Below are 25,366 nucleotides of genomic sequence, written 5' to 3' on the forward strand. Positions count from 1 at the left end.
TGCAAATCAATCCCAAATGATTTAATTCAGGTTTTTTAGAGGGATCCAGTGTAAAGGCCCATTGTTTTCTGCGCCCAGGTAGTAGGACGAGTTCTTCCATTTGATCCTTTTGATTCGTCTGATTTCAGGTTTGGGAGAGGGGGCGAGTTGGATAGTTTCTAAGTTCCATTGACCTTTATTCCATCGGAGTAGATGGGGAGGGTTTTGGATAGATTTCCCTAGATCTACTCTTAGGTCAGCCGAATTACTTCCGATGGCGATACTGCCGCTCTCTTCATCATAGGCTAATGCCATTACCGGGCTCCACTGAACGGGATCAGGGAATGAAACAAATTCAAAGCTTCCATCAGCCTGTTGAAAATAAACTCCAGATCTAAATTCATAAGCCGGTAGTTTTCTGGCCTTTTGAATTTCCTCTTTCGGGAAAAGATCCTCAGGTTTGCTGATTTTGGAGTATTCAGCATAGGAAGAATGGGTTCGTTTGACTCCAGGAATCTGCCTAATCAAATCATCCCGGGTTGCAAAAGGAACCAACTTTTCGCCCATGTAATGAAAAATCAGGGGATCGGCCTGTCCGTTTGCGTCAAAATCGTGGTGATAGAGCCAAACAGGTTTCTCGGAACTTGCCTTAAGCTTGGAGTTTAGACCAAGATTTCCAACCAGAATATCCGGTTTACCATTTCCATCCAAGTCAGCGATTTCCAAGGATTGAATCCAGCCTGCAGAAAATTCTAGCCCTTTAGGTTTGAATTCAGTAGCTTTTTGATTGGCAAATTTGAAAACCCGAATGGGATTCCAATCTCCAGTCAAAATCAATTCGTGCTGATTATCTCCATCCAGATTTGCAAACTGGAGGGTATTAACCATCCCAAATTCAACGTTTCCTCCAAACCAAAGGGCGGTTTCGTCTTTGAATTGCCCTCTTCCATTGTTGATCAAGAGGCTGCTTTTTGGACTGGCGCCATAGTCTCCGGTTTTCACTGAAGAACCTACAAACAAGTCCAAATCTCCATCCCCGTCCACATCAGCAATGGCCACTGATGAGGTGTTTTCCCCGATTGGAGGAAGAGAATTCATGGAAAAAATAAAATTTCCAGATCCATCCCCAAAGAAAATCCGATCAAAATTGAACAAGTCACCTGTAGGATTTTCATTTCCTCCACTTCCCACAAACAAGTCCAAATATCCATCCTGATTAAAATCTCCAAATTCAGCCACCACATCTTCTGCTTTTGCCAATTGCTCAAAAATCGGATTTGGCATCGGATCAAATCCCCCATTTTGGTTTTGGATCAAAAGAGTCCCGGCTTGATCTTTGGCTCCTCCGAGGTACAAATCCTCTTTTCCATCCCCGTTTACATCTCCCACAGCCAGTGCGGGACCCATTTTGGAAAAGCTTTTAGGAGCTAAATATTCCCGCTTGAGGAAATCGATCTCATCTTTTTCGACATGTCTCCAAGGAATTGAGGGAAGTTCTAAATCTGGAGAACTCAAGTTTTCAAAGGGTTTTGTCCAAGGATTACCTTTTCCTTCTTCCAAAATCAGCTTTTGATTCGCAGGGCAAAATGGAAAGAGTTCAGCGTATCCTGTTGGCCAGAAAACCGCAATAGAGTCCACCATGGGAATTTTCCCAAGACCAAAAACCAAATCAGGGGAAGGGCCTGACTGGAAGCCTCTGGAAGTGCTGATTCGTTGGGAAAACTGCTGGTTTCCTGCAAATAACGTCACTTTTCCTCCTATACCTTGGGGATTATGGATTTGGGATTTCAGGCGAATTTTCAAAAAATTATTACCGGATTGCTCGCTGTGATTTTGGTAAATAAATGCTGGTTGATCGATGTTATTTACAACCAGATCCAAGTCCCCGTCATTGTCCAAATCGGCATAAACAGAGCCGTTGGAATAGCTTTCCTGATCCAACCCCAGCGTTTTACTTTGATTTTCAAATCGAAGTCCTCCAAGATTTTTCCAGGCAAAATTTGAAATTTTCAACTGAGGAAGCATCTCGATTTGCTTTTGACGGAGTTCCTCAATTGGAGTTTTCAAATCCACATCCTGGCTGTATTGGATGAAATCCAAGTCATTAGGTCGCTTGGTGATTCCATTGGTCACATGGATATCAACCAGTCCGTCGTTGTCAAAGTCGAAAAGTAGGGGAGACCAGCTCCAATCCGAGGCATAAACCTCAGAGAACAGGGCAATTTCTGAAAACCCTTTACCGGATTGATTCAATTGGAGGTGGTTGCGTACATATTGATCTCCGTAACCAAAATTTTTCTTGATCTGATAGACCTCAGCCTTGTCTTCTCCCACTGATTTCATCCAGATTTCTGGATTTTCAGGAAGCATATCTGTAGTGAAAATTTCCGGAAAACCGTCTCCATTCAAGTCAGCGGCATCATTTCCCATGCTGTATCGGCTGGTGCTAGGGATGAGTTCCTGAAGTGTTTCCCGGAAGGTTCCATCTTGATTATTGAGGTAGAGGTAATCGTTTTCCGTGAAATCATTGGAAACATACAGGTCCAGCCAGTCGTCTCCGTTGAAATCCTCTACAGCTACACCCAAGCCAAAACCCAAAATGCTGGAATAGATTCCTGCTTCTTCTGTCACATCTACAAATCCCTTTAGGCCTTCCGCAAGCAAGTTTTTATAGAGTTTATCTCCACTGGGATCAGATAGGTTTCTGTTTTCAGCCTTCGCAAAAACCTCCGGGGATTTCACGTTGTGATTGAGGAGATAGAGGTCCAAATCTCCATCCCGATCGTAATCAAAGAATGCAGCATGGGTACTGTAGCCACTAAAATCTAATCCAAAGCTTGCCGCTTCCTCGGTAAATTTTCCATCCCCTTGATTAAGGTACAGCCTGTTTTTTCCAGATGTCTTTCCCAAATCCCCAACCTGGCAGACATAAATGTCCAGCAATCCATCCCCATTGACATCTCCCATAGTCACCCCAGTGGACCAGCCACCATCTCCACTTACTCCGGCAGTTTCAGTGATGTCTTCAAATTTGAAGTTACCCTTATTTAGGAAAAGCTTATTGGGCACTTGGTTTCCTGTAAAATAAAGATCGATTAGCCCGTCGTTGTTGAGGTCTCCGGCAGCGACTCCTCCTCCATTGTAGAAATAGAGGTATTCCAGAATATTGAGTTCGGAGGCAGAAGTAAGAGTATTTTGAAATCCAATCCCTGTGCTGTCGGCGGGAAGCAGGGTAAATAGGCTAGGGGTGTTTTCTTCTTTTTTCTTACAGGAAAAAAGTAAAAGTCCCAGGACTGCCAGGCCAAAAAAGGATTGGATAGAGGTTTTCAAAACTTCCAGATTTCTGCAGGAGCGTTATTTTTTACAACCAAAAGCTTATTTCCCGGAAGTAGGGAAAATGCGCGGATTTGGCCAGTCAAACTCAGGTGATGGAATCGATTTGGCAAGAAGGTAAATGTGCCATCTCCATTTCCGAGTAGGAGTTCTCCATAGCCACCGTCATATTTTCCAACTTCAGGCTTGGCTCCAAAGAGATTGCCTCCAAGAAGGATGTCTTGCTTTCCGTCCTGATTAAAGTCTTCTACTAGTATGGAATAGATCCAAGTTTTTTGTCCGGCACTTTGGAAAGGTTTCCAGTCGAATTTTCCTTCACCTAGATTCAGCAATACCCCAGATTCCAAATTGTTGATTTGGCTCACCATAGACTTATTGACTGTTTCCGTAGGGAAAATATCCGTCAAGGACTGGTTGTTGTAATCCTTGTACTTGATGTATTTCTTTTTAATACCCGGTACCTGCTTCTCCAACTCATGCTTCAAGGTGTAAGGAATCTCCGCTTCCCCGGATTTCTGAGTATAGATTTGTTCTATAGCTCCATTTTGGTCAAAGTCATTCAGGTAAAGACTGATTGGGCTTTCAGGAGTTGTTTTGAATCGGGAATTTTTCCCGTGGTTTCCCAAAATGATGTCCGGTTTTCCGTCAGCATTGAGATCTGCAACTTGCAGTCCCTGATACCAGCCCTTCAGATTTTCCATTCCGGAAATAGTGGCTTTGATCAGCTTTCCATTTTGGTTTTCAAAAAATGTTGGACTCATCCAATCGCCCACCATAACCAAATCCTGAAGAGAATCTCCATTCCAATCTACTGCCTTGATCTCCGTCACCATGCCAAGGGCCTTGAACTCAGGAGCCAATTCGGCGGATTTCTCGGTGAAGTTTCCTTTGCCATCGTTGATCCAAAGTTGAGAATCGGGATTTGCTCCATAGACGAATGGCACTAATCTTCCTCCAACAATTAAGTCCAAGGCTCCATCTGCATTCAAATCCAGTACTTCAACACTGCTGCTACTTCCAAAAACTCCTTGAATTGCTGTGGTAAAACCTTTGGTAAATATTCCTTTTCCATCATTGAGATAAAGGCGATCTGCTAAATCCAAGGATCCAAAACCGGATTCATTTCCACCTGAAGTGACAAAAAGATCCAAATCTCCATCCCCATCTGCATCAAAGAAAACCGCATCTGTATCCTCAGAAAGCGCATCTTCATCCAAAGCGGTCTGGCTTGTAGCTTGGAAAGTACCTTCTTTCTTTCCTAGGTAAATTTTTCCAGAATAGGTCTTTCCTCCTCCGAAATACAGATCCTCAATCCCATCTCCATTGATATCCGCCTTGGCAAAAGCAGGACCCTCTGTAGACATCATGTGATAAGTCAATCTATCCCGATCAAAATCCACAAATTCATTTTCCTGATGGGTGAATTCAATCGAAGAAGGACTTTCTAAAGTAAATTGTAGGGTAGAACTTACCGATTGAAAGAAGGACGTTCCTTCCGGAAGCGCTGAGCTTTCTTCCCAATTTAGTGTCAGGACTTGGTCTGCTTGCACATCTTTCAGTTCGGTATAGGAACCGTCAGGCCACAAGACATTGATTTGGTCAAGTTTGGAAACTGGTCCAAGTCCAAGGGTTAGCTTTGGATCAACTGAGGATTGAAAACCTCTGTTGGGCATTTGTTCCAGATAAAAAATCTGGTCACCAGATAATGCCTGAATTTGGGTTCCGATAGCCCCGGTATTTTGACCTTTTCCTTTTAAAATAAATTGAATTCGGTGATTCTCCGGAAGCTGCGTGGTCGCTTGGCTGATGAAAATCTGAGCGGGTTGATTGACATTGTTGACGACCATATCCAGATCTCCGTCATTATCTAAATCACCATAAGCTGTCCCATTGGAATGGATAGGTTTACCCAAACCCCATTCTTCAGCCTTATTTTTAAACCTTAGATCTCCCTGATTTTGGAATGCATAATTAGCAATCGGGTTCACAGGGATTGGATCAATGAGCGCCTTGTAATCCACACCTTCTTTGGAGATGATTTTGATTTTGGTTTCCTCATTATCGATGAAATTCAGGTAATCCAAGTCTGTGATGTCCTGATAAATTCCATTGGCTACGAAAATGTCCCGCTTGCCGTCATTGTCCATGTCAAAAAGTAAGGCCCCCCAGCTCCAGTCTGTGGCTTCTACGCCTGCCAGCCTGCCGATTTCACTGAATGTTCCATCCCCATTATTGAGGTGGAGCATGTTTCGGGAATATTGGTAGTGGTAGCCATGCTGCTTGTTAAACTGGAATTTGTCCCAGTTTTCGAAAGTAGTGACCTGCTTCAATCGGGTAGGAGGTTCTGGCAACATATCCGTCACGAAAATGTCCAAAAGTCCATCACCGTTGATGTCGGCAATATCTGCTCCCATGGAAGCAGCACTAAGCGAACGCATGGAGGATTCGATGGACTCGGTGAAAGTTCCGTCCTGATTATTCAGATAGAGGTAATCTCTTTCAAAAAAGTCATTGGAAATAAAGATATCCGGCCAAGTGTCCTGATTTACATCCCCAATGGTAATACCCAGTCCAAATCCGATAATTGACCCATAAATTCCAGCTGCCTCACTGACATCAGTGAACTTTCCTCCGTCATTTCTGAATAATTTATCACCCCCAACAGGATCTCTTTTGGGTCGCTCGTTCTGCATTTTATTGAATGAGCCGATTGCCTGATAGGAGTTGTTGAGCAGGTAAACATCCAAGTCTCCGTCTTTGTCATAATCGAAAAATACGGCGTGGGTGGAGAATCCTTGGTCAGCAAGTCCATAGGACTCCGCCATTTCCTGAAAAGTCCCATCTCCCTGATTGATGAAGAGTTCGTTTTGCTTGTTATCTCCCTGAATATCTCCGGAATTACAAACATAAATGTCCAGCCAGCCGTCTCCATTGACATCTGCCATGGCCACTCCGGTACTCCAAGCCCGGGTGCCTGCCACTCCGGCTTTTTCAGTCACATCTTCAAATTGAAGATTTCCTTTGTTGAGGTAAAGTTTATTTGGGCCGAGATTGGCAGTAAAATACAAGTCCACCAAGCCATCGTTATTCACATCCCCAATTCCTACTCCACCACCATTGTAATAATTTCTGTAGGTGAAAATGTTGAACTGCTCGTTAAACTTCAAGTCGTTTCGGAAATCAACGCCAGAGTTCTCGGGGGTAATTTCTTGAAATAAGGTTGGAATTGGATCAGGCTTTGGACTACACCCAGCAACTGCTCCTGCCAATATCCATCCTGCTAGGGCTTTTTTCATGATTCTTTTTCGCTGAGCATTTTTTGAACTGGTAGATCAGAGATTTCCACCCGGACAGCAGAAAGAGATTTTTTAAAAATTCGGATTCGTCTATTACCATCCATTTTGACATAGACGATTTTACTTTCATCCTCATTGCTGACCTCAATAAATCCCGGCCCGTACCATTCCTCCATCAATTTTAATACATCTTCACGGAGTTTGTCTACGCTAAGTTCCTCATTCCAAGGCGCCCAACTTTCGTATTGAAACTCAATCGGCATGAGGTAGATTTTGTCTTCGAGAAACTTTGGATAAAAGCGCATTTTTGCAGCATTACCTGAAGGCATTTCTGGGGAATATTCTACTGAAAGTTCAGTCGGGCCATTGGTGAGTAAGCCCTCTTTATTTAGATCCCAGCAGGTTTGGAAAAAGTCCCGCTTCTCCATTCCCAATTTCAGCCCGAGGAAAAGTTCGTCTACTTTTTTCCCTGAGGAAAGTTCTCTTTTTTCCAGCTTCTCATATTCAGATTGGCAAGAAAAGAAAATCAATAGAAAGAAAATGCTACTGTGTTTTGAAAACCAACGGTTCATCATTATTTCTAAATGTGATTAAATACGAATTTGTTGAGGATTTGACTTGGAGCATACTTCTGGTTTCTCCTGGAATGAATAATCCACTTTCCTCAGGTAAAAGAGCCTTCATTCCTTTTCCAACCTGATACTGAACCACCCATCCATAGCTACCCATCTGCGAACCCATCTCGGGTTTTATTCTGCTTTGATTTCCTGCAAATACCAGATAAGGTGAGCCAGAAGAAGTGGAAATCTGTTCTATGGAATACACTGCAGAACTTTGAACCTCAATTGGAAGCGGTTCTCGGATGAATGAGCCATTGCCCTGGTTGATCCATAGCGAAGTCTCCAGCAAATCGGCTTGTAAAATTAATGAATTTGCCCATACTGACTCAGGAAATAAAGATTCTAAATTGGCTGATTTGTAAGAATCGTAAGTGGTCAGCTGCTTTTTAAAAACTGGGATTTGTTTCAAAAGCGAATTTTTCAAAACAATCGGAGTGGTTCCGTTTTGATCTTTAAAAGCTAGAATCTGCTCTACTGTCCCATTCTGATCAAAATCATTAACTACCAGCTGTAGCGGAGCTTTGGCACTTGTTCTAATTCTGGAGTTTAGACCTTGATTTCCAGCTAAGATATCTAGCTTTCCATCTCCGTTAACATCGATCAGCTGAAGACATTTCCACAAGCCTTTTGTATTTGAGAAGCCAAGTTCTTTCGTTTTTTCCACCCATTTCCCCTGTAGAAAAGAGAATACTCGTACATCCATCCATTCACCAACTACTACTAGTTCTTCTTGAGAATCCCCATCCAAATCCGCCAGCTTTCCATCTGTCGGCATTCCCATTTGGGTTAGATTTGGAGCGATTTCTTGGCTTACTTCGGTGAAGTTTCCACGTCCGTCATTTTTCCAAAACTGTAATCCTACAGGAACACCATAGGCGAATGGGACGACTCTTTGTCCGGTGATTATATCCTGATCCCCATCCTGATCCCAGTCATGGGCTAATACAAATGCAGTTGGAGTTGGGGAAAACTGCTGGGAAGAAAGCGAGTAGTTGCCTTTGCCATCATTCAGATATAATCTATCCTGGTAGCTAGGAGAAAAGTCAGAAAACTCTATTCCCCCACTAGCAACCAGTAAGTCTAGGGCTCCGTCCCCGTTCGCATCAAAAAACGAGGATGCCACATCTTCAGCAAGCGCATGCTCATCAAATAACTTTTGCTGTTGAGGAATAAAGTCTCCCTTTTGGTTTTGAAGGAGTAGGGTGGAGGACTGTGCTTTTGAACCAGGGATAAACAAGTCTTCTAAACCGTCTCCATTGACATCGTCTTTTGTCGCTTTTGGACCTTCGTTACTGATCATCCAAAATCTCAATCTATCCCTATCAAAATCCACAAAATCACTTTCCTGATGAGAAAATGGAATGCGTAAATCAGCAGTTGAGAAAATCCTCGTGGAGTGGGGATTTGAGTTATTTAGACTAGGACTGGAGGACTTTTTAGATGGTTTGAAAATTTGATTTGAAGGGATATTATGGAATTGACTCGCTGATCCATCTGGCCAGGTGATCTCAATCTGTTCCGCAACAGTATGCGTGCCTAAACCAAAATGTAATCTGGAATCCACAGAAGACATGTATCCTTTTACAGGTTGGAATTCCTGAAAATAGGTATCATTTCCAGCTTTGATTTGAACCTTCGCTCCAAAGTTATTTCCAAGGTCAATCACTAGAAAATTGCCTTTTTTGCTTTCTGAAGCATTGTTCCTGTAGAGGAAGGTTGATTCATTTAGGTTATTGACTATCAAATCCAAATCCCCGTCATTATCCAAATCCCCATAAGCAGCCCCAGAACTGAAAGTCAGTTGTTCAAGTCCAGATTGGGAAGCGATATTTTCGAATTTCCAAGCCCCCAGATTCCTAAACAAGTAATTCTGTTGGGGATTGGATGGGAATTCATCGATCATTTTGGTCAACAAAACCGAGTCGGCTCTATATTCCTCTATTTTGCTTTGGTTGTTCACATAAAAATCTACAAAGTCAAAATCGGTAAGATCTTTTACGATCCCATTGGCTACAAAAATGTCTTTCAAGCCATCCAAATCTGCATCAAAAATCAATGCCCCCCAGCTCCAATCCGTAGCGTCTACTTCGGCCATTCTGGAAACTTCAGAAAAAACCGGGGTTTGAGAATCTGGCCTGAAGCCTAAATTTCTTTGGAGGGTATTTCGGGTGAATTGATGGTGATAGCCTGATTTGATATTGGCTTGATACTTATCCCATTCCTCAAATGGAGTTTTTGTTTTGATTCTTTCCCATGAAGCTGGAAGCATTTCAGTAACAAAAATATCCGGACGGGAATCGTTGTCCAGATCAGCAATATCCGCACCCATGGAACCCATGCTGATTTCAGGCAAAATGTCGGGAAGTACTTCCGAAAATGTTCCGTTTTGGTTATTCAAATAGAGATAATCTCTTTCAAAAAAATCATTGGATACATAAAGATCCGGCCAGTTGTCCTGGTTTAGATCCGCTACAGTCACGCCAAGCCCATAACCTATGGAGCTACCGAAAATCCCGGCTTCTTCGGAAACATCAGAAAACCTGCCACCCTCGTTTCTAAAGAGCTTGTTTCCTCCTTCCGGATCACGGATTTCCCGCTGCCCTTCTCTTAAATCAAAGACTCCTACAGATCTGCCTGAATTGCTGAGCAGATACATGTCCAGGTCTCCGTCTTTGTCATAGTCGAAGAAAACAGCATGTTGGCTTAAGCCTTCTTCAGCCAAGCCAAAGGCTTTGGATTGTTCTGAAAAAGTAAGGTCTCCGTTATTGATAAAAAGTTCATTATGCCTTCTTTCTCCTCCTTTTGGGCCGGATTTACAGACATAAATATCCAAAAGGCCATCTCCATTTACATCGGCCATGCTGACTCCTGTTGACCAAAGGCCTGTTGAATTTAGACCGCTTTGGTCTGTAATGTCTTTGAATTTTAGATTTCCCTGATTTAGGAAAAGTCTATTTGAAGTTTGATTTCCAGAAAGGAAAATATCCAACAGCCCGTCCTGGTTAATGTCTCCAAGGGCAACTCCCGCACCATTGTAAAAATTTCGGAAAGTATAGGGGTTGATCTTTTCTGTATAGCTCAGGTCATTCCTGAAGGCTATACCGGTTTCTTCTGCGGAGAGAAGTGTGAATAAGGTGTGCTCTTCCGGGCTTTTTTTCTTGCAGGAAGAAAAGCAAAAAAGAAAGAGAGATAGGTAGAGTAATTTTTTCAAGGTACTGGTAAAAAAAAGGAAGTGTACCGAGGCACACTTCCTTTTACTATGAATTCAGAAGGTATTAATAACCCGGATTCTGCTTCAATGCAGGGTTTGCATTGATCTGGTTTTGAGGAATAGGGAATAGAGCTCTGAAAGGTTGAGAAGCGGTCTTTTCCCACCAAGGCTGATTCCACTTTCCGAAACGGATTTGGTCAGATCTTCTAGTAGCTTCAGCAAACATTTCTCTTCCTCTTTCCGCGAATAGTTCGTCAAGAGTCAAAGTGGTGTAAGCTGGCATGCTAGCTCGTGCTCTGATTTGATTAACAGCTGCAAGAGCTACTGCAGGTTTATTTTGACGCAAGGCAGCTTCAGCTTTGATCAGGATGATTTCACCATATCTGATCAATGGATAGTCATTATTCAAAGAAGAACCAGCACCCAAAGCAAATTCAAATTTACCTACTCTAGCACCTGCCTGACGGAAAGCGTTTGGAGCGAGCATGTTGATCTGAGGAGTGAAGGTTAATGGAGGTCCATCAGGATCATTTGCTTCTGCAGAAATGTCAATCAATCTGGTTCCATTGGAAGCAAACTGAGGTCCTACCAAGAAGCTTCTTCTACGAACATCTGTCGCATCATAGCTATTGTAGAATTCTTCCAAAGATGCATATCCGTTCCAAGGCTGTTCCTGCAAGTTGAAAGTTTGCTGGCTCAGGTAATGAAGAGTCATTTGAGGAAGGTTAAATCCACCAGCGTTATTCTGATCGTAAGGAAGAGTCAGGATGTTTTCGGTAGATCCGCTGTTTCTCTCTGAGAAGTTTGCGAAGTAGTTAGAAGAAAGAGAATACTTTCCGCTATTGATTACTGCATCAGCAGCAGCTTCAGCTTCAGCCCACTTTGGAGTACCAGTGTAAACACCGGCATTCAGGTAAAGCTTAGCCAACATAGCTTGTGCAGTCATCTTGTTGATTGTAGACTTCAAGCTGGTTTCTGGAAGCAAAGCGATATTATCCTTGATAGACTTCTCGATGAAAGCAAATACTTCAGCTCTTGTAGCATTGGTTGGATTTCCACCAGTGGTAGTTTCATCGATGATTGGAACATTACCAAAGCTGTCGATCAACCACATGTAAACCAAAGCTCTCAAAACTTTCAATTCAGCATTCAAGGAAGCTACGTCTGGATACTGGATCAACAAGTTATTGATTTCACCGACTGCACTGTAGCAATAAGCCCAAGAGTTGTTGAATGATTCTTCAGAAGCATTCCAAGTGTGCTTGTGCATTCTTATCCACTGACCACCATCTTCCCAGTCAGCACCTTTCTGTGGAATAGCCATTTCGTCGGAAGAAACTTCCTGAATGGACCAAATACTGTTATGACCTCCCCAAGAACCAACGATTCTGGAGTAAGCTGAAGCCTTAAGCACGTTAACCAAGTTGGGATTATTGCTATTGGCTATATCCTCTGCTGTCACCCCATCAAGAACCTCTTGCTCCAACTCCTGACATGCTCCAATGGCAAATACCAATGGAAGCATTAAGCAGATTTTATTAAATGATTTTAACATATCTGTATGATTTAACTTGTTATTTAAAGTTTACAGTTACACCCAAAGTGAATGAACGGGTCTGGAAGTAAGTATTTCTACGCTCGATACCCGGAGAAAGTGCCGAAGTAAAGGCGTCACCGTTTTCTGAGTCATTAGTTCTTACCTCAGGATCGATACCTGTATAATTTGTAATCGTAAATAGATTTTGAGCCGCTAAGTATACTCTTAAAGAACCCAAATTTGGTGAATTGGTTTTAATATTATAACCCAATTCCATGTTGTCCAATCTGACGAATGAAGCGTCTTCAACATAAGAGCTGTTGAATGTAGGGCTTGAAGTAACCAATGGGTTGGTTGGAGTCTTGTCTGTGATTACAGAGTTCCAAGTGTTTGATCCTGGGTCGCCGTTTTCATAGAAACCTCTGTATGAGTTATACAAATCGTGACCCCATGCACCTCTGAAGAAGAAGTTCAAGTTCCACTGACCCCACATCAAGCTGTTAGCAAAACCGAATTCACCTTTAGGCAAACCGTTACCTAGCTTTTCAAATTCGTTAGGGTCTGTAGTTGAAAGAATATACTGACCGCTTTCAGTCAAACCATTCAATCTTGGACCATAGATATCACCCAAATTTTGGCCTACTCTGTTGTAGATGATTGGGTTGTTATTTTGACCAGGAGCTCCTGGAGTTGCAAATCTCAATTCTTCGAATCCTAATTCACCATTTGACAAGCTTTCAATAGTTGTTTTGTCATAGATAGTGAAGTTTACAGTTGGAGACCACTTAAGGGCACCTTTACCGATTTGATTTACTGAGGTTACGAATTCAAAACCAGCAGCTCTCAAGTCAGCCAAGTTTACCCAGGTAGAACCTGCAGTGTTAAATCTTCCTGGATCAAATGGGTTTGGAGCACCAGCTGCTACAGGTACGTTGAACAACAAGTCAGAAATATTTCTGGTGTAGTAGTCCACGCTACCGGTGATTTTTCCATTCAATAATCCGAAATCAACCCCTACGTTGAATTCTTTTTTGGTTTCCCACTTCAAATCCTTGTTAGGGTTAGAGAATTGGTTGATACCAACAAAGATGTCACTCTGAGTCAATGGATCACCATCCAAATCAATTCTGTTACCGTTTCCGAATACACCCAAAGCCAAGGTTGGAGATGGAGGTAGGTTACCGGTAACACCGTAAGAAACTCTTGGCTTGAATTGGTTGAAAACCCCCATGTCAAAAATCTGAGTGAAGTCAGAACCTACAGAAAATGCCGGGAATACACCTGTTTGGTTATTTGCACCGAAACCAGAGTATGTTTCAGCTCTTACTGAAGCAGAAACGAAGAAGGTATTGTCCCAGTTGAAATTAGCTCTACCAAAAGCAGAATTCAACTGATCTTGGTTTGCAAATGACGAAACGTCTGTGTTGTTACCTACTCGGATAGCACCTGCTCCTAGGTTATTCCATCCAAGATCAAATAGATATTGACGTACTCTTGCGTTAAATCCTTGGTTGGTTGTATACTGTAATCCAAAACCACCCAAAAGGGTCATGTTCAATTTGTCTGAAAGATCTGTTTCGTATCTCAAAGTAGATTCGAAAATTCTTTGCTTTCTATCAAAAGTATTTCTCTGGGCTGAACCTGTAGCACCGATACCTACTTGGAAATCTTGCAAAGACCAGAAAGCACCTGAAAGAGTATTTCTTCTATCCTGAGAATACTGAGCTGACAAAGTTAAATTTGGAAGGATATCGAATTCTGCTCTGTAAGAAACCAATGCAGTTTTAGTCTCACCGATAAATTTTTGCTGTCTTGCCAAAGCAACTGGATTGTAGAAATCGAATAGATCTCTTTGGAAGTAACCACCGAATCGATTGATTGCAGATTCAGTATCTTCAAATACTGGAGCTGTTGGATTATAAATAGTGGCATATCTAAATGCAGCACCATTGATGTCCTCAGAATCCACATTGGTAAATGACAAGTTTACATTCAATCTCAAGCGATTGTTCAAAGCACCTTGAGCTAGGTTTAATCTTGTATTCAATCTTTCATTCCCAACTCCGTTTACAATACCGTTATTGTCACGGTAGTTTACAGAAGCCATGTAGTTTGAGTTTCCAAAGCTGCCAGAAACGCTGGCGTTGGTTGTGAATGACAATGCATCGTCGATCAATTCGTCTCTCCAGTCAGTATCGCTTCCGAAATCAGTTCCACCTCTAGCTACAAATTCTTCAGCAGAAAGAACAGGAATCAAGTTAGTTGCCTGATCAAGAGTTGTGAACGAGTTAATGTTCACATTGGTAGTTCCTTCTTTGCTTCCTTTTTTAGTAGTGGTGATCAAAATTACACCAGAAGAACCTCTGGCACCGTAGATCGCAGCTGCAGAACCATCTTTCAATACATCGATAGACTGGATGTCATTTGGATCGACGTTTTCAAGTGAAGCACCAATCACACCGTCCAATACGATCAATGGAGATGAGTTAGCGCCGAAAGTGGACAAACCTCTCAAACGAACATTGAATCCGCTGTTAGGGCTACCACCTGGTCTGGTAATCGATAGACCGGCAACTTTACCCTGAAGCAATTGAGCAGGGTTGGTTACATTACCTCTGTTGAAGTCTTCAGGCTTTACACCTACCACTGCAGAAGTAATTTCTTTCTTGTCCTGAGATCCATAACCAATTACAACTGCCTCTTCCAAGCTCTGGATATCTTCTTCCAGCCTGATAGTGATAGATGATTGGTTTCCGATTTCCACTTCTTGGTTCAAATAACCAACGAAGGAAATCACAAGAACTTGGTCGCCAGCTTGAAGCGGAAGTGTAAACTTACCGTCCAAATCAGTGGCTGTGCCTCGGGTGGTACCTTTTACCAGTACAGTGGCACCCGGAACAGGGTCTCCAAGTCTAGCATCCAGGACAGTACCTGAGATGGATCGACTTTGGGCGTTGGCTACTGCGATCGTGCCTATCATCAGCACTACTGCAAGCATCAACGACTTGAGTTTGGGTAAATAATTTCTCATAGGGTTTTTTGTTTTTAGAAAAAAGCGAAATAGGTATGAGTACTTAATTTCAAACCTAAAGTCTGGGAATAATTTTAATTTTGCAATTCTTAACAATTGCCTTATTTGCCCCCTGAAATTTCTATCATTAACAGAATAATGTTTATTTTAACAATTAGTTAATATTATGTTTGTTTTGTTATTTAGAAATCAATGGAAAACGTTTTCCATTTAAACAATCTTAAAAAAATCAAATTTTATTAATTAATTGAAAATTTTGGCTTTTTAGAAAAAGTGCCCCCTTTGCTCAAATTGGACATTTTTAAATTTTTTAAGAAAGTACTGATGTATCAGGGCATTTATCGATGAAGTTTTTCGTTCTATTTTCAGTCTATTGCGTATAAGAATAAATAGCAGAAGTGTTAAATAACTCTTATTTAACTTTTTTTCATTTATTCGATTGGGCGATGCAACTGAAAAAAGCGAAACTGCGTCTTCGTTTTATAACTTATAAGATTCCTTTCATGAATTTTTGTCCGAAAGTTTCAAGGCTTATTTTTCTTTTTTGGATGCTTTTCCCAATCGTTTCTTTTTCCCAAGGAATAAAAGGAAAAGTGACCACCAATGAGGGAGAACCTCTGGCTTTTGCGTCTATCTATATCCGAAACTTGGAGGATGGAGTGCCCACAAATCAAGTTGGGGAATATGAATACCGTCTGAAACCCGGATTGTATGACGTTTTGGTTCAATTTCTAGGCTATAAATCCCAGATTCAAACTGTAGAAATTCAGGAGGAATGGATCACCTTGAATTTCGCATTAGAACCCCAGGTTTTTTCCCTCAGTGAAGTGGAAGTAAAAGCCGGTGCTGAGGATCCTGCACTTACGATCATGAGGAAGGCCATAGCCAAGGCAAAATATCACCGCCTCCAGCTTCAGGAATATTCCATGACTGTCTACTTGAAAGGCACAGGTCAACTTACAGATGCTCCTTTTTTCCTCAGGAAAAAATTGGAAGAGGAAGGCATGAAGCTCAATGAGGCTTATACTTCAGAATCTGTGTCCAGAATTACTTTTTCCTTGCCCGATAAGGTTGAAGAAAAAGTTATTTCCATCCGGACTAATGGGGACAACCAAGGAACTTCTCCTGCTCCCTACATCCAAACCTCATTTTATCAAGACCAAATCAACGGGATTGTTTCCCCTTTATCCCGATATGCTTTTCAATACTACCAATTCAAATACGAGGGAAGTTTTTTTGATCAGGGGGTAATGGTTAGCAAAATCAAAGTGACACCCAGATCAAGAGGGGAGCAGGTTTTCGAAGGATACATATATATAATAGAAGATCTTTGGGCCATCTACAGCTTGGACTTGAAGACTTCCCTTTTGGGTTTTCAGATTACAGCCAAACAAAATTATGCACCGGTAGGCCAAAACGTTTGGATGCCTTTGACCCATACGTATTCCTTTGGAGGAAAAATCTTCGGATTTGAAGGGGAGTTCAATTACTTGGCCTCTACCAGGGAATACCAAATCAAATTGAACCAGGATTTAGCCCAAGTTCCTGAAATCATTGACGAAAAAGTGCAGGAAATTCCGAAAGAGGCCTTGAAAGTAGATAAATCACTTTCTGCCTTGGAACAGTTGGCGACGGAAGAACCAAAGACTCGAAAAGAATACCGGAAGCTGATCAACCAATACGAGAAGGAAATGCTTCAGGAAGAGCAAAAGGAGGCAAAAGATCCCGTGGTTTCAGAGCGTAATTATAGCGTGGATTCCTTAGCCAAGAAGCGAGATTTGGCCTATTGGGATAGCATCAGGCCAGTTCCTTTGACTTTGAAGGAAGTGGAAGGATATAAGCGGGATGATAGTCTTGCCACCATCGAGGCAGCAAAAGTTAGTGAGGTGGATTCCGTCGCCAAAAAGGCAAGAAGAAAATACCAGCCAATGGATTTCCTCACAGGACAGAATTTCAGTTTTGGAAAAGGTGTTACCATCGGTTTTGATCAAAATCTTACCAAGTTTTCATTCAATACGGTGGAGGGCTGGAAGCTAGGGTTGGGAATGTATTACCGGAAATTCTCAGAAGTCAAACTTGCGGATAGCGTCAATACCATTCGGAAAAGTTTCAATATCCGGCCGGAGGTTAGGTATGGGTTTTCCAGCAAGCAATTTTATGGTAAAGTAAACTTAAGGTGGTCTCATACTCAGCCTACCTCCGGACAAACTTGGGGAGTAGAAGGGGGGAGATATATTTTTCAGTTTAATGAGGGAGACCCCATCAATGAGCAAGTCAATGCCCTTTACTCACTTTTGTTTAGAAGGAATTACATGAAACTGTATGAGCAGGATTATCTTAAAGCCTATTGGTTTCACCGAGTCAATTATGGGTTTACGTATAGACTTTCTTTCCTAAGGGCTAATCGAAAAGAGCTTTTCAATAATTCAAACTATAGTTTTTATAACAAACCTGAAAGAGAATACACTTTAAATAGACCGGAAAATGTGGAATCTACAGAGGATACCTTTTCTGATCATCAGATCGCAAAAATCAGCGCCTCTATCGAGTGGAGGCCGGGGTTAACTTATAGCATTCGAAATGGTAGGAAATCCCCTAATTTCTCCAGATCCCCCTTGATTACCTTTGGATACCAAAAAGCAATTCCAAGTCTGGTTAATTCAGCAAACGCCTCAGATTTTGATCTGATTGAATTGGGGATAGAACACGACTGGTCCTTTGGAGTGAGCGGTAAGTTTGATTTTAAAGTAAATGCAGGAACCTTCCTGAATAATAGAAATGTCTACTTCCCGGACTTCAAACATTTTGGTGGCAATAGGACCATATTTTCAAATTTCGGACCTGCATCCAATTACCGCCTGATGGATTATTACCAATACAGCACTTCAACCTCTTTCGTTTCTGGGATTGCACACTATCAGTTTAGAAAATTCCTTTTCACGCAACTGCCTATGCTGAGATTCTCAGGCTTGAGGGAGAATATTTTTGTGAATTATCTAAAAACAGAGAACTCTCCTCACTATACTGAGATTGGTTATTCTTTGGATAATCTCTTCCGATTCTTCCGGGTAGAATTTGGAGTAGCCTTTGAAAATGGAAATTATCTCCGTACAGGCCCTTTATTTGGCATAGCCACCTTTATTAATGTGAACTTTGAGGATTAGCGCTTAAAGCTAAGCATCACAAGTTTAGCCAATAGGTCATTTTAAAGACAATTGCCCGTGATTTAGAGCCTCCAAATTCGATAAACCCATCCGGATTCATTTCCGCCAAGTAGTTATCCGTGTATACCAAGAAAATATCAGACACAGGAGCAAATCTCCACTGAAGCCTGGAGTTGATGTTTACATTATCAATCTGACTATTGTATTGGACGAAGGTCGTCCAAAAAAGCTCTTTACTGAAAGTGAAGTCGAATCGGGGTCCAATTAAAAATAGGTTGGAACTATTATATGGCTTTGGCAGTCTGATTCGATTGTAGGCAAAATCTATACTGGTAAAACCTAGGGGCTGATATCTCCATTGAACACCCCCTTCTAAATTGATTCTTGTCCCGTTAAAATATTGACCGGATCGAGTGCTTAGGTTAAATGAAACCTTCTTTCTCTCGTCAGACTCATATCTGGCTATGAAAAGATTATTTGTGTATTCTGTATTTGCAGGTAATCGTAGCCCACCTGTTCCACTCGGGTCAAAGCCGTTGAATAGGTAAGTGTATTGTCGTCTCAAACGAAGAGAAAACCGGGCAGATGATTTCCAATTGATATCGTAAAGAAAATTCATGTCCCAATCCAGAAAGCCGTAGGTATCATTGCCGACGATATCGAAATCTAAACCTGGGCCGTGGCGCTGAACTCCTCCACTGGAAGGAAAGATACTCCTTCGGTAAGTCATGGCTAGTTGTTGAATATCAGTTCTTCTGACAAATCCAACTTCCGGAACATAGTTTGCTCCAACCGCCTGAGCCCTCATGTCCAAGGACCATTTGGGAACGCTATATTGTAGTTCTATCCCAGCCGCAAAGGCACTATCGACTTTGGCCTGGTTGATATTTTGGTGGTAAAAAAACTTACCGGTAATCCGATTGTCTTCAGAGGCCAAATTATAATCCACCCCAAAAGTCCTATCCCATTCATTGTATAAGCTATCGGAATACTCTTTCGGGTTTTGGAAAGTCTGTTTGTTCACTAAAAAAGCTGAGATATTGGATCTGGCAAAAACCTTTTGCTGAAGCGAAACCATGGAATAGTTATAGGAAGGTAAACCTGCAGTCTGATCATCTGCCACCTGCATGCTTAGGACACCCACTCTCAAATTGTCATTTGCCTTTCCACTAATCCTTGCTCCAAATGGAATGGTTGATTCTATGTTTTGACCGGTACTTTCGTCTCTGGAAACCCCTATTCTTCTACTAAAAAAAGGTCGGGTTCCTCTATTCCCGTAATTGGAAAATAAATCAGCATTTTCCAGGAAAAACTGTCTTCGCTCTGGGAAGAAAATTTCGAATCTGTCCAAGTTGGTGACCTGCTGGTCCACTTCTACCTGAGAAAAATCCGGATTGACGGTTAGGTCTAAATTCAATCCCGGGGTGATTCCATATTTCACATCAAACCCAGCGCTCAGCCCAGATTTGGTTTCCGTATTGGCTTCAAAATTGGTGCTCGAATTACCAGAAATGTAAGGGATGACAGAAAGATTCTTGCCTCCTTTTTTGGTGGGTTCTTCCCAATTCCCCACCCACAGAGAAGCAAGATTAAACAGCGTGAAATTTCTTGGTATTGGAGCCCAAGTGGATCTTTCTGCACTTTCACTGTCTATTCGGTAGAAATTGATATTCCATTCAGTCTGCCCCTCATTAAACCGAAGTGTATTGAAAGGAATGGCCATTTCGGCTACCCAATAACCTTCATATTGGCGCGCTTCTCCTTTCCAAACATTGTCCCAGTCAAGACTAAAGGAACTTTCCCCTGTTCCTCCATTGACCACTAACCCTTCTCTTTGGACTCCAAAGGGATTGATTCCAAAGGTGAAAGCATTGGTCCTGTCTTGAAAGGTATCGAAGATGACCGTAAAATTGTCGTTTGCTGATCCTCTGAAATCTCTACGCAAGGATGGAGTGACGTACTCCTTTTCCTTCTTATCACTGTACATCACACCGAGGATGTATATATTCTTATCGTCGAATAGGACTTTGGCCACGGATTGATTGACTGCTAGTGAGGAGTCAAATGGGAAATACTGCATCCAATTGAAAGCGGAGTCAGCAATCGCCCATTCCTCATCAATCACCCCGTCAATTTCGATGGGTTTATTTACTCTTTTGAATTGAATATCCTGGGCAGAAATGCTGTCAAAAACAAAACTTAAACCTAGGATCAATAGAATTTTCCGTAGCATGGTTCAAAATTAATCCCATCCAAAGTGGATGGGAACGGTATTTTTACTAGCGGTCTGAAATAATCTTTCCTGCCTAATCAACTTGCATAATCCAAAACAGTTTAAGCTGGAGATTTCTTATGAAATTGAATTTTAAAAATTACTGATTTCTTAATCTAGTATTACTGGTTTTCGGAAGAATTAAAAGATTGGAAAATGACAACAAAAAAGCCCGGAAATTCCGGGCTTCAATTTGGATCTAGGTAAAATTAAACCTTCATTATATCTGCTTCTTTCTTGATCAGCAGCTCATCAATTTTGGTAGAATAGGAATCAGTGAACTTCTGAACTTGCTCTTCTGCTCTTTTAACCTCATCCTCAGAAGCACCTTCTTTTTGAAGTTTTCTTAAAGATTCGTTGGTGTCTTTTCTTACGGAGCGGATGGAGATTTTTCCGTTTTCGCATTCATGTTTGGCTTGCTTCACCAATTGGATTCTTCTTTCCTCTGTCAATGCAGGAATAGTCAAAATGATGATTTCACCATTGTTTTGAGGAGCCAATCCCAAATCAGAATTGATGATGGCCTTCTCGATTTCCGAAATCAGGTTTCTCTCAAAAGGTTTGATGGCCAAGGTTCTTGCATCAGGAGTAGTTACTGAGGAAACTTGATTAAGCGGGGTAGGGGAGCCGTAATATTGCACCATGATCCCATCCAAAAGATTGGGCATAGCTTTTCCAGCTCTGATTTTTACCAATTCTGAAGCAGTATGGTCTACTGCTTTTTGCATGAGCTCTTTCGCTTCGTCTAAGAATAATTCGATTTCTTCCATGATTTTAGTGCGTTTATGCAGTGATCAATGTTCCGATTTCTTCTCCCTGAACCAACTTGCTAAGGTTTCCAGATTTGTTCATGTCAAATACGATAATCGGAAGGTTGTTTTCCTGGCATAGCGTAAAGGCAGTCATGTCCATGACGCTAAGGTTTTTCTCATATACCTCTGAAAAGGTAATATTTTGATATTTGGTTGCGGTGGAATCTTTCTCAGGATCGGCTGTGTAAACACCGTCTACTCGGGTTCCTTTCAATACCACGTCTGATTCAATTTCGATGGCCCGAAGTGCGGCAGTAGAATCAGTAGTAAAATAAGGATTACCGATTCCTGCACCAAAAATTACAATTCGGCCTTTTTCCAAGTGACGAATTGCTCTTCTTCGGATAAATGGTTCGCATACACTTTCGATTTTGATTCCAGACATCAATCGGGTATACATTCCATTTTGTTCCAAGGCACTCTGCAAAGCCATGGCATTGATCAGCGTGGCAAGCATTCCCATGTAATCTCCCTGAACTCTGTCAATTCCTGATTTTTCTGCCTGAACCCCTCTAAAAATATTTCCGCCTCCGATGACGATGGCTATTTCAACACCAAGGTCTTTTACTTTTTTGATCTCGTCGGCGTATTGTTGAAGGATGCTTGAGTCGATTCCGTACTTTTTTTCACCCATTAGGGCCTCTCCGCTTAGTTTCAGCAGGATTCGTTTGTATTTCATGTATTGGTGTATTGATTCTAAAGTTTGGGCCTTTCGAAAAAGGAATCTTTGGATTTTAATTCTTTCAAATTTGATCGAATAATCCCCAATGGAGACTCAACAATCTGACAAATATAATTTCTTCATCTCAGAATGCTAGAATCAGAAGAAAAAATGGCTAGCCACGAATGAGATTTGAGAATGGTGGACTTTAGGAAAAAGCTTTTTAAGGTGATAAAATCTATCAGAACTGGATCAGAACCTGATTTTTTTCCACACTCTGCTTCAGGCTGACTTTCACTTCTTTTACTACTCCATCCCCAGGGGCTTTGATGATATTTTCCATTTTCATGGCTTCCAAAATCAAAACGATATCTCCTTTCTTCACCTGATCGCCAGCCTTTACCTTTAAATCCAAGATCAATCCGGGCATAGGTGCTTTGATGTCTTTTACCACACCTGCGCCGGCAGCACTCATTCCCATTTTCTCCAACAAAAGATCAAATCTGTCTTTCAGTTCTAGCGTTGCTACCTGATGACCAAGGCGGATTCGTATGGTTTTGGATTCTCGATCGATGGAAACTAATTCAGCCTCCAGAGACTCCTTTCCACGGATGAGATGAATTCTTCGCTCATCGATCCATTTGATATCTAATGGAAGAGTTTGGTCGTTGACCAAAATAGAATCACCGTTTTTTTGAACTTGAAAACTGATGTCTTTGAGATTAACTGAAAACATTACTGCTATTTTGGGGTCAAATTAATTTATGGAAGTGTTGAACTACCAAGATTTTCCCCAAATATGAAACAATTGCCTTCCACTCCCAAAGGGAATTCCACCTTGAATTTTAAAATCGCTACCGTATTCTTTTTGTTTTTGGCTTTGCTTTCCTGTAAATCCGAAAAAGTAAGTACTCAAAAAGAACCTTCAGCCCAATCTGTATTTAATACTGAAGTGTCCAACGAGGATAGTCTTGAAAGACTAAAAACGCTTCGAGCCAAGGAGTCGGCGATTGGAAATTATAGGGCAAGCGCCAAAAGAGATTTTGATTTGTTGCATACGGATTTGGAATTGGCATTTGATTGGGAAAATCAGGCTGTAATCGGTAAAGCAAAATTGAAGCTTAAGCCATTTTTTTATCCCCAGAAAGAGCTGATTTTGGATGCAAAGGATTATGATGTCGGAGCGGTTTTTTTTATCAAAAACGACTCAACTCAAAAGGTGAATTATGGATACAATGAAAAGCAACTTTTAATCTATCTGCCTCAGGAATTAACAGAAAAGGACACATTTGGAGTCGAGATTAATTATCGGGCCTACCCGGAAAGAAATTCAGGAAATGGGTCTGAGGCCATCTCAGATACCAAAGGATTGTATTTCATCGATCCTTTGGACACTATTCCAGGTAAGCCAAGAATGATCTGGACACAAGGGGAGACCGAGCACAATAGCAAATGGTTTCCGACTATCGACAAGCCTAACGAGAGAGCAACTCAGCTATTTAAGCTGACAGTTCCAGATTCATTAGTCACAGTCAGCAATGGGGTTTTGGTAAAAAGTGAATCCCTTGGAGATGGTTTAAGAAAAGATTATTGGGAAATGACTTTGCCACATGCTCCGTACTTGGCGGCCATTGCAGTAGGTGACTTTGGAAAAGCGGAGGATAGATTCAGAGATATTCCTTTGGGCTATTATGTAGAAAAAGGATATGAAAAAGGTGCGGCTAAAGTATTTGCCAACACACCCGAGATGATTGGGTTTTTCGAGTCCAAACTGGGAGTGAATTACCCTTGGCCTAAGTATGATCAAATTGTTGTCAGAGACTTTGTGTCTGGGGCAATGGAGAATACCACTGCGTCGATTTTCATGGAAAATCTGCTTTTGGATGAAAGAGAGGCCATCGATTCAGAGTGGGATTACATCATTGCCCATGAGCTATTTCATCAATGGTTTGGGGATTTTGTCACTACAGAATCCTGGTCTAATCTTACCTTGAATGAAGCTTTTGCCAATTACAGCGAGTATTTATGGAATGAATATAAGTATAGTAAGGATGAGGCTGCGCTGAAATTAGTTTCAGAAATGGAAGGGTATTTTGCTGAAGCAGAGACCAAACAGGTGAATCTTATCCGATTTGAATATGAGGATAACGAGGACATGTTTGATGCACACAGCTACAACAAAGGCGGAGTGATTCTTCATATGCTCCGTCAAAAAGTAGGGGATGAAGCATTTTTCAAGGCTTTAAATCTTTATTTGAATCAAAATGCATTTCAGTCTGTAGAAGTGCATGATTTAAGATTGGCGTTTGAGAAAGTTACCGGAGAGGATTTGAATTGGTTTTTCAATCAATGGTTTCTTGATAAAGGACACCCGGAGTTGATTTTTGACGTGGATTATTCTCAGCCGGAAAATATTCTGATTTCAGTTTTTCAAGTTCAGGATCCAATGCAGAGCCCCGTTTTTCAATTTCCTCTGGAAGTAAGCTGGTACGAGGATGGTGAAAGGAAGCGTAAGACATTTTTTGTGAATGAGTCTTTTCAGCAGTTTACCCTGGAAAATAAAAATCCAGTGAGTCAAGTCTATCTAGACGAAGGGAAAAACCTGCTTGCCAGAAGAACCCAAGAAATGTCTCCTTCCCAATATTTGCGGCAATTGAAAGAATCTAAATTGGGTGTGGCCAGGTATGAAGCCTTGGATAGCCTGATTTCAAAAGGAGAAGAGGAGCTATTGTTTGAGGCAATTCCTTTTGCGCTTCAAGATTCATTTTGGGCAGTGAAAGAAAATGTCTTGGGTTTTTTGCAGTCAGATTCCAGTTGGGGGCAAAAGATTGAAGGCATTGAATCTGGAATTTTGAAAATCGCAGAATCAGATCCGAAAAACTCCGTCAGAGCTGCAGCTTTAGATGTATTTGCAACTTGGGACGCAGATAAATATTCTCCAATATTCAAAAAGATGGTACAAGAGCCGTCCTATCTAGTGGCAGGTTCTGCTTTGGCAGGATTGGTTCAAAGTGGGGAAAATGCCTTGGACGATGAGGAAATTGTTTATTTTGAAAAGGAGACAAATTTTAGAATGATCATTCCATTGGCAGAATATTTTCTAGAAAATGAGGTAGCAGGAAAAGGAAATTGGTTTTTTGAGAAGGTAAGAAGCCTCAATGGAGAAGGGTTATATTTTTTTCTGGGGTATTTCGGGGAATATTTTTCAAGAATGCCTGATGAAGGAAAAGAAAATGCATCTGCTTATTTATTGAATCTCATGAAAAATCAGACGCAGAATTATATCCGATTAGGTTCTTTTCAGGCTTTAATGGGATTTGCGGATGATCAGGAGATAGTCAAGAAAATTCAACAAGTAGCCAGTGAAGAAAAAGACCTGCAGTTGAGAAATTACTACAATTATTACCTGGAAGCTCTAGTTGATGAAAATTAATTGGTTGATAATGAAAA

Annotated in this window: 12 protein-coding genes; 2 read left to right on the forward strand and 10 right to left on the reverse strand. The window is 41.4% G+C overall.

Going from position 1 to position 25,366, the window contains the following annotated elements; all coding sequences use genetic code 11:
• Positions 1–21: 21 nt before the first annotated feature.
• The 6 genes from DFQ04_RS16165 to DFQ04_RS16190 form a co-directional block, all read right to left on the reverse strand.
• On the reverse strand, positions 22–3,309 hold the full coding sequence (locus DFQ04_RS16165; RefSeq protein WP_243739704.1) for a VCBS repeat-containing protein: 3,288 nt from the start codon (positions 3,307–3,309) through the stop codon (positions 22–24).
• Positions 3,306–6,608, reverse strand: coding sequence for a VCBS repeat-containing protein (locus DFQ04_RS16170; protein WP_133557792.1), 3,303 nt, complete (start codon positions 6,606–6,608; stop codon positions 3,306–3,308). Before DFQ04_RS16170 ends, DFQ04_RS16165 begins: the two co-directional genes overlap by 4 nt.
• Positions 6,605–7,183: a hypothetical protein gene (locus DFQ04_RS16175; RefSeq protein WP_243739705.1), complete on the reverse strand. Its 579-nt coding sequence runs from the start codon at positions 7,181–7,183 to the stop codon at positions 6,605–6,607. Before DFQ04_RS16175 ends, DFQ04_RS16170 begins: the two co-directional genes overlap by 4 nt.
• Positions 7,152–10,439 (reverse strand): VCBS repeat-containing protein, encoded by a 3,288-nt coding sequence (locus tag DFQ04_RS16180; protein WP_133557793.1) that lies wholly within the window; start codon positions 10,437–10,439, stop codon positions 7,152–7,154. Before DFQ04_RS16180 ends, DFQ04_RS16175 begins: the two co-directional genes overlap by 32 nt.
• Positions 10,440–10,503: 64 nt before the next feature.
• Positions 10,504–11,994 (reverse strand): RagB/SusD family nutrient uptake outer membrane protein, encoded by a 1,491-nt coding sequence (locus DFQ04_RS16185; RefSeq protein ID WP_133557794.1) that lies wholly within the window; start codon positions 11,992–11,994, stop codon positions 10,504–10,506.
• A 19-nt stretch (positions 11,995–12,013) separates the two neighbouring features.
• Positions 12,014–15,007 carry a TonB-dependent receptor domain-containing protein gene (locus DFQ04_RS16190; protein ID WP_133557795.1) on the reverse strand — a complete coding sequence of 998 codons (2,994 nt, stop codon included), beginning with the start codon at positions 15,005–15,007 and terminating at the stop codon, positions 12,014–12,016.
• Between the two features lie 548 nt (positions 15,008–15,555).
• Between DFQ04_RS16190 and DFQ04_RS16195 the strand changes: the two genes are divergently transcribed.
• Positions 15,556–18,171, forward strand: coding sequence for a DUF5686 and carboxypeptidase regulatory-like domain-containing protein (locus tag DFQ04_RS16195; RefSeq protein ID WP_243739706.1), 2,616 nt, complete (start codon positions 15,556–15,558; stop codon positions 18,169–18,171).
• A gap of 16 nt (positions 18,172–18,187) precedes the next feature.
• On the opposite strand, the gene DFQ04_RS16200 is transcribed toward DFQ04_RS16195, so the two are convergent.
• From DFQ04_RS16200 to DFQ04_RS16215, 4 genes are all read right to left on the reverse strand, one after another.
• Entirely contained in the window at positions 18,188–20,404 is a 2,217-nt protein-coding gene (locus DFQ04_RS16200) for a carbohydrate binding family 9 domain-containing protein (protein WP_133557797.1), read from the reverse strand.
• A 248-nt stretch (positions 20,405–20,652) separates the two neighbouring features.
• The gene (frr, locus tag DFQ04_RS16205; RefSeq protein ID WP_133557798.1) at positions 20,653–21,213 is read right to left on the reverse strand and encodes a ribosome recycling factor; all 561 of its coding nucleotides are present in this window, start codon (positions 21,211–21,213) and stop codon (positions 20,653–20,655) included.
• Positions 21,214–21,226: 13 nt separating this feature from the next.
• A complete protein-coding gene (gene pyrH / locus DFQ04_RS16210) occupies positions 21,227–21,934 on the reverse strand; it encodes a UMP kinase (RefSeq protein ID WP_133557799.1) in 708 nt (235 codons plus the stop codon).
• A gap of 223 nt (positions 21,935–22,157) precedes the next feature.
• Complete coding sequence (locus tag DFQ04_RS16215; RefSeq protein WP_133557801.1) at positions 22,158–22,652, reverse strand: acetyl-CoA carboxylase biotin carboxyl carrier protein subunit; 495 nt, start codon at positions 22,650–22,652, stop codon at positions 22,158–22,160.
• A gap of 63 nt (positions 22,653–22,715) precedes the next feature.
• Here DFQ04_RS16215 and DFQ04_RS16220 point away from each other — a divergent pair, with 63 nt between their 5' ends.
• Positions 22,716–25,349, forward strand: coding sequence for a M1 family metallopeptidase (locus DFQ04_RS16220; protein ID WP_133557803.1), 2,634 nt, complete (start codon positions 22,716–22,718; stop codon positions 25,347–25,349).
• The last annotated feature ends 17 nt before the right edge of the window (positions 25,350–25,366 follow it).

Origin of the sequence: Algoriphagus boseongensis (genome assembly GCF_004362805.1) — a bacterium.
Lineage (GTDB): Bacteria > Bacteroidota > Bacteroidia > Cytophagales > Cyclobacteriaceae > Algoriphagus > Algoriphagus boseongensis.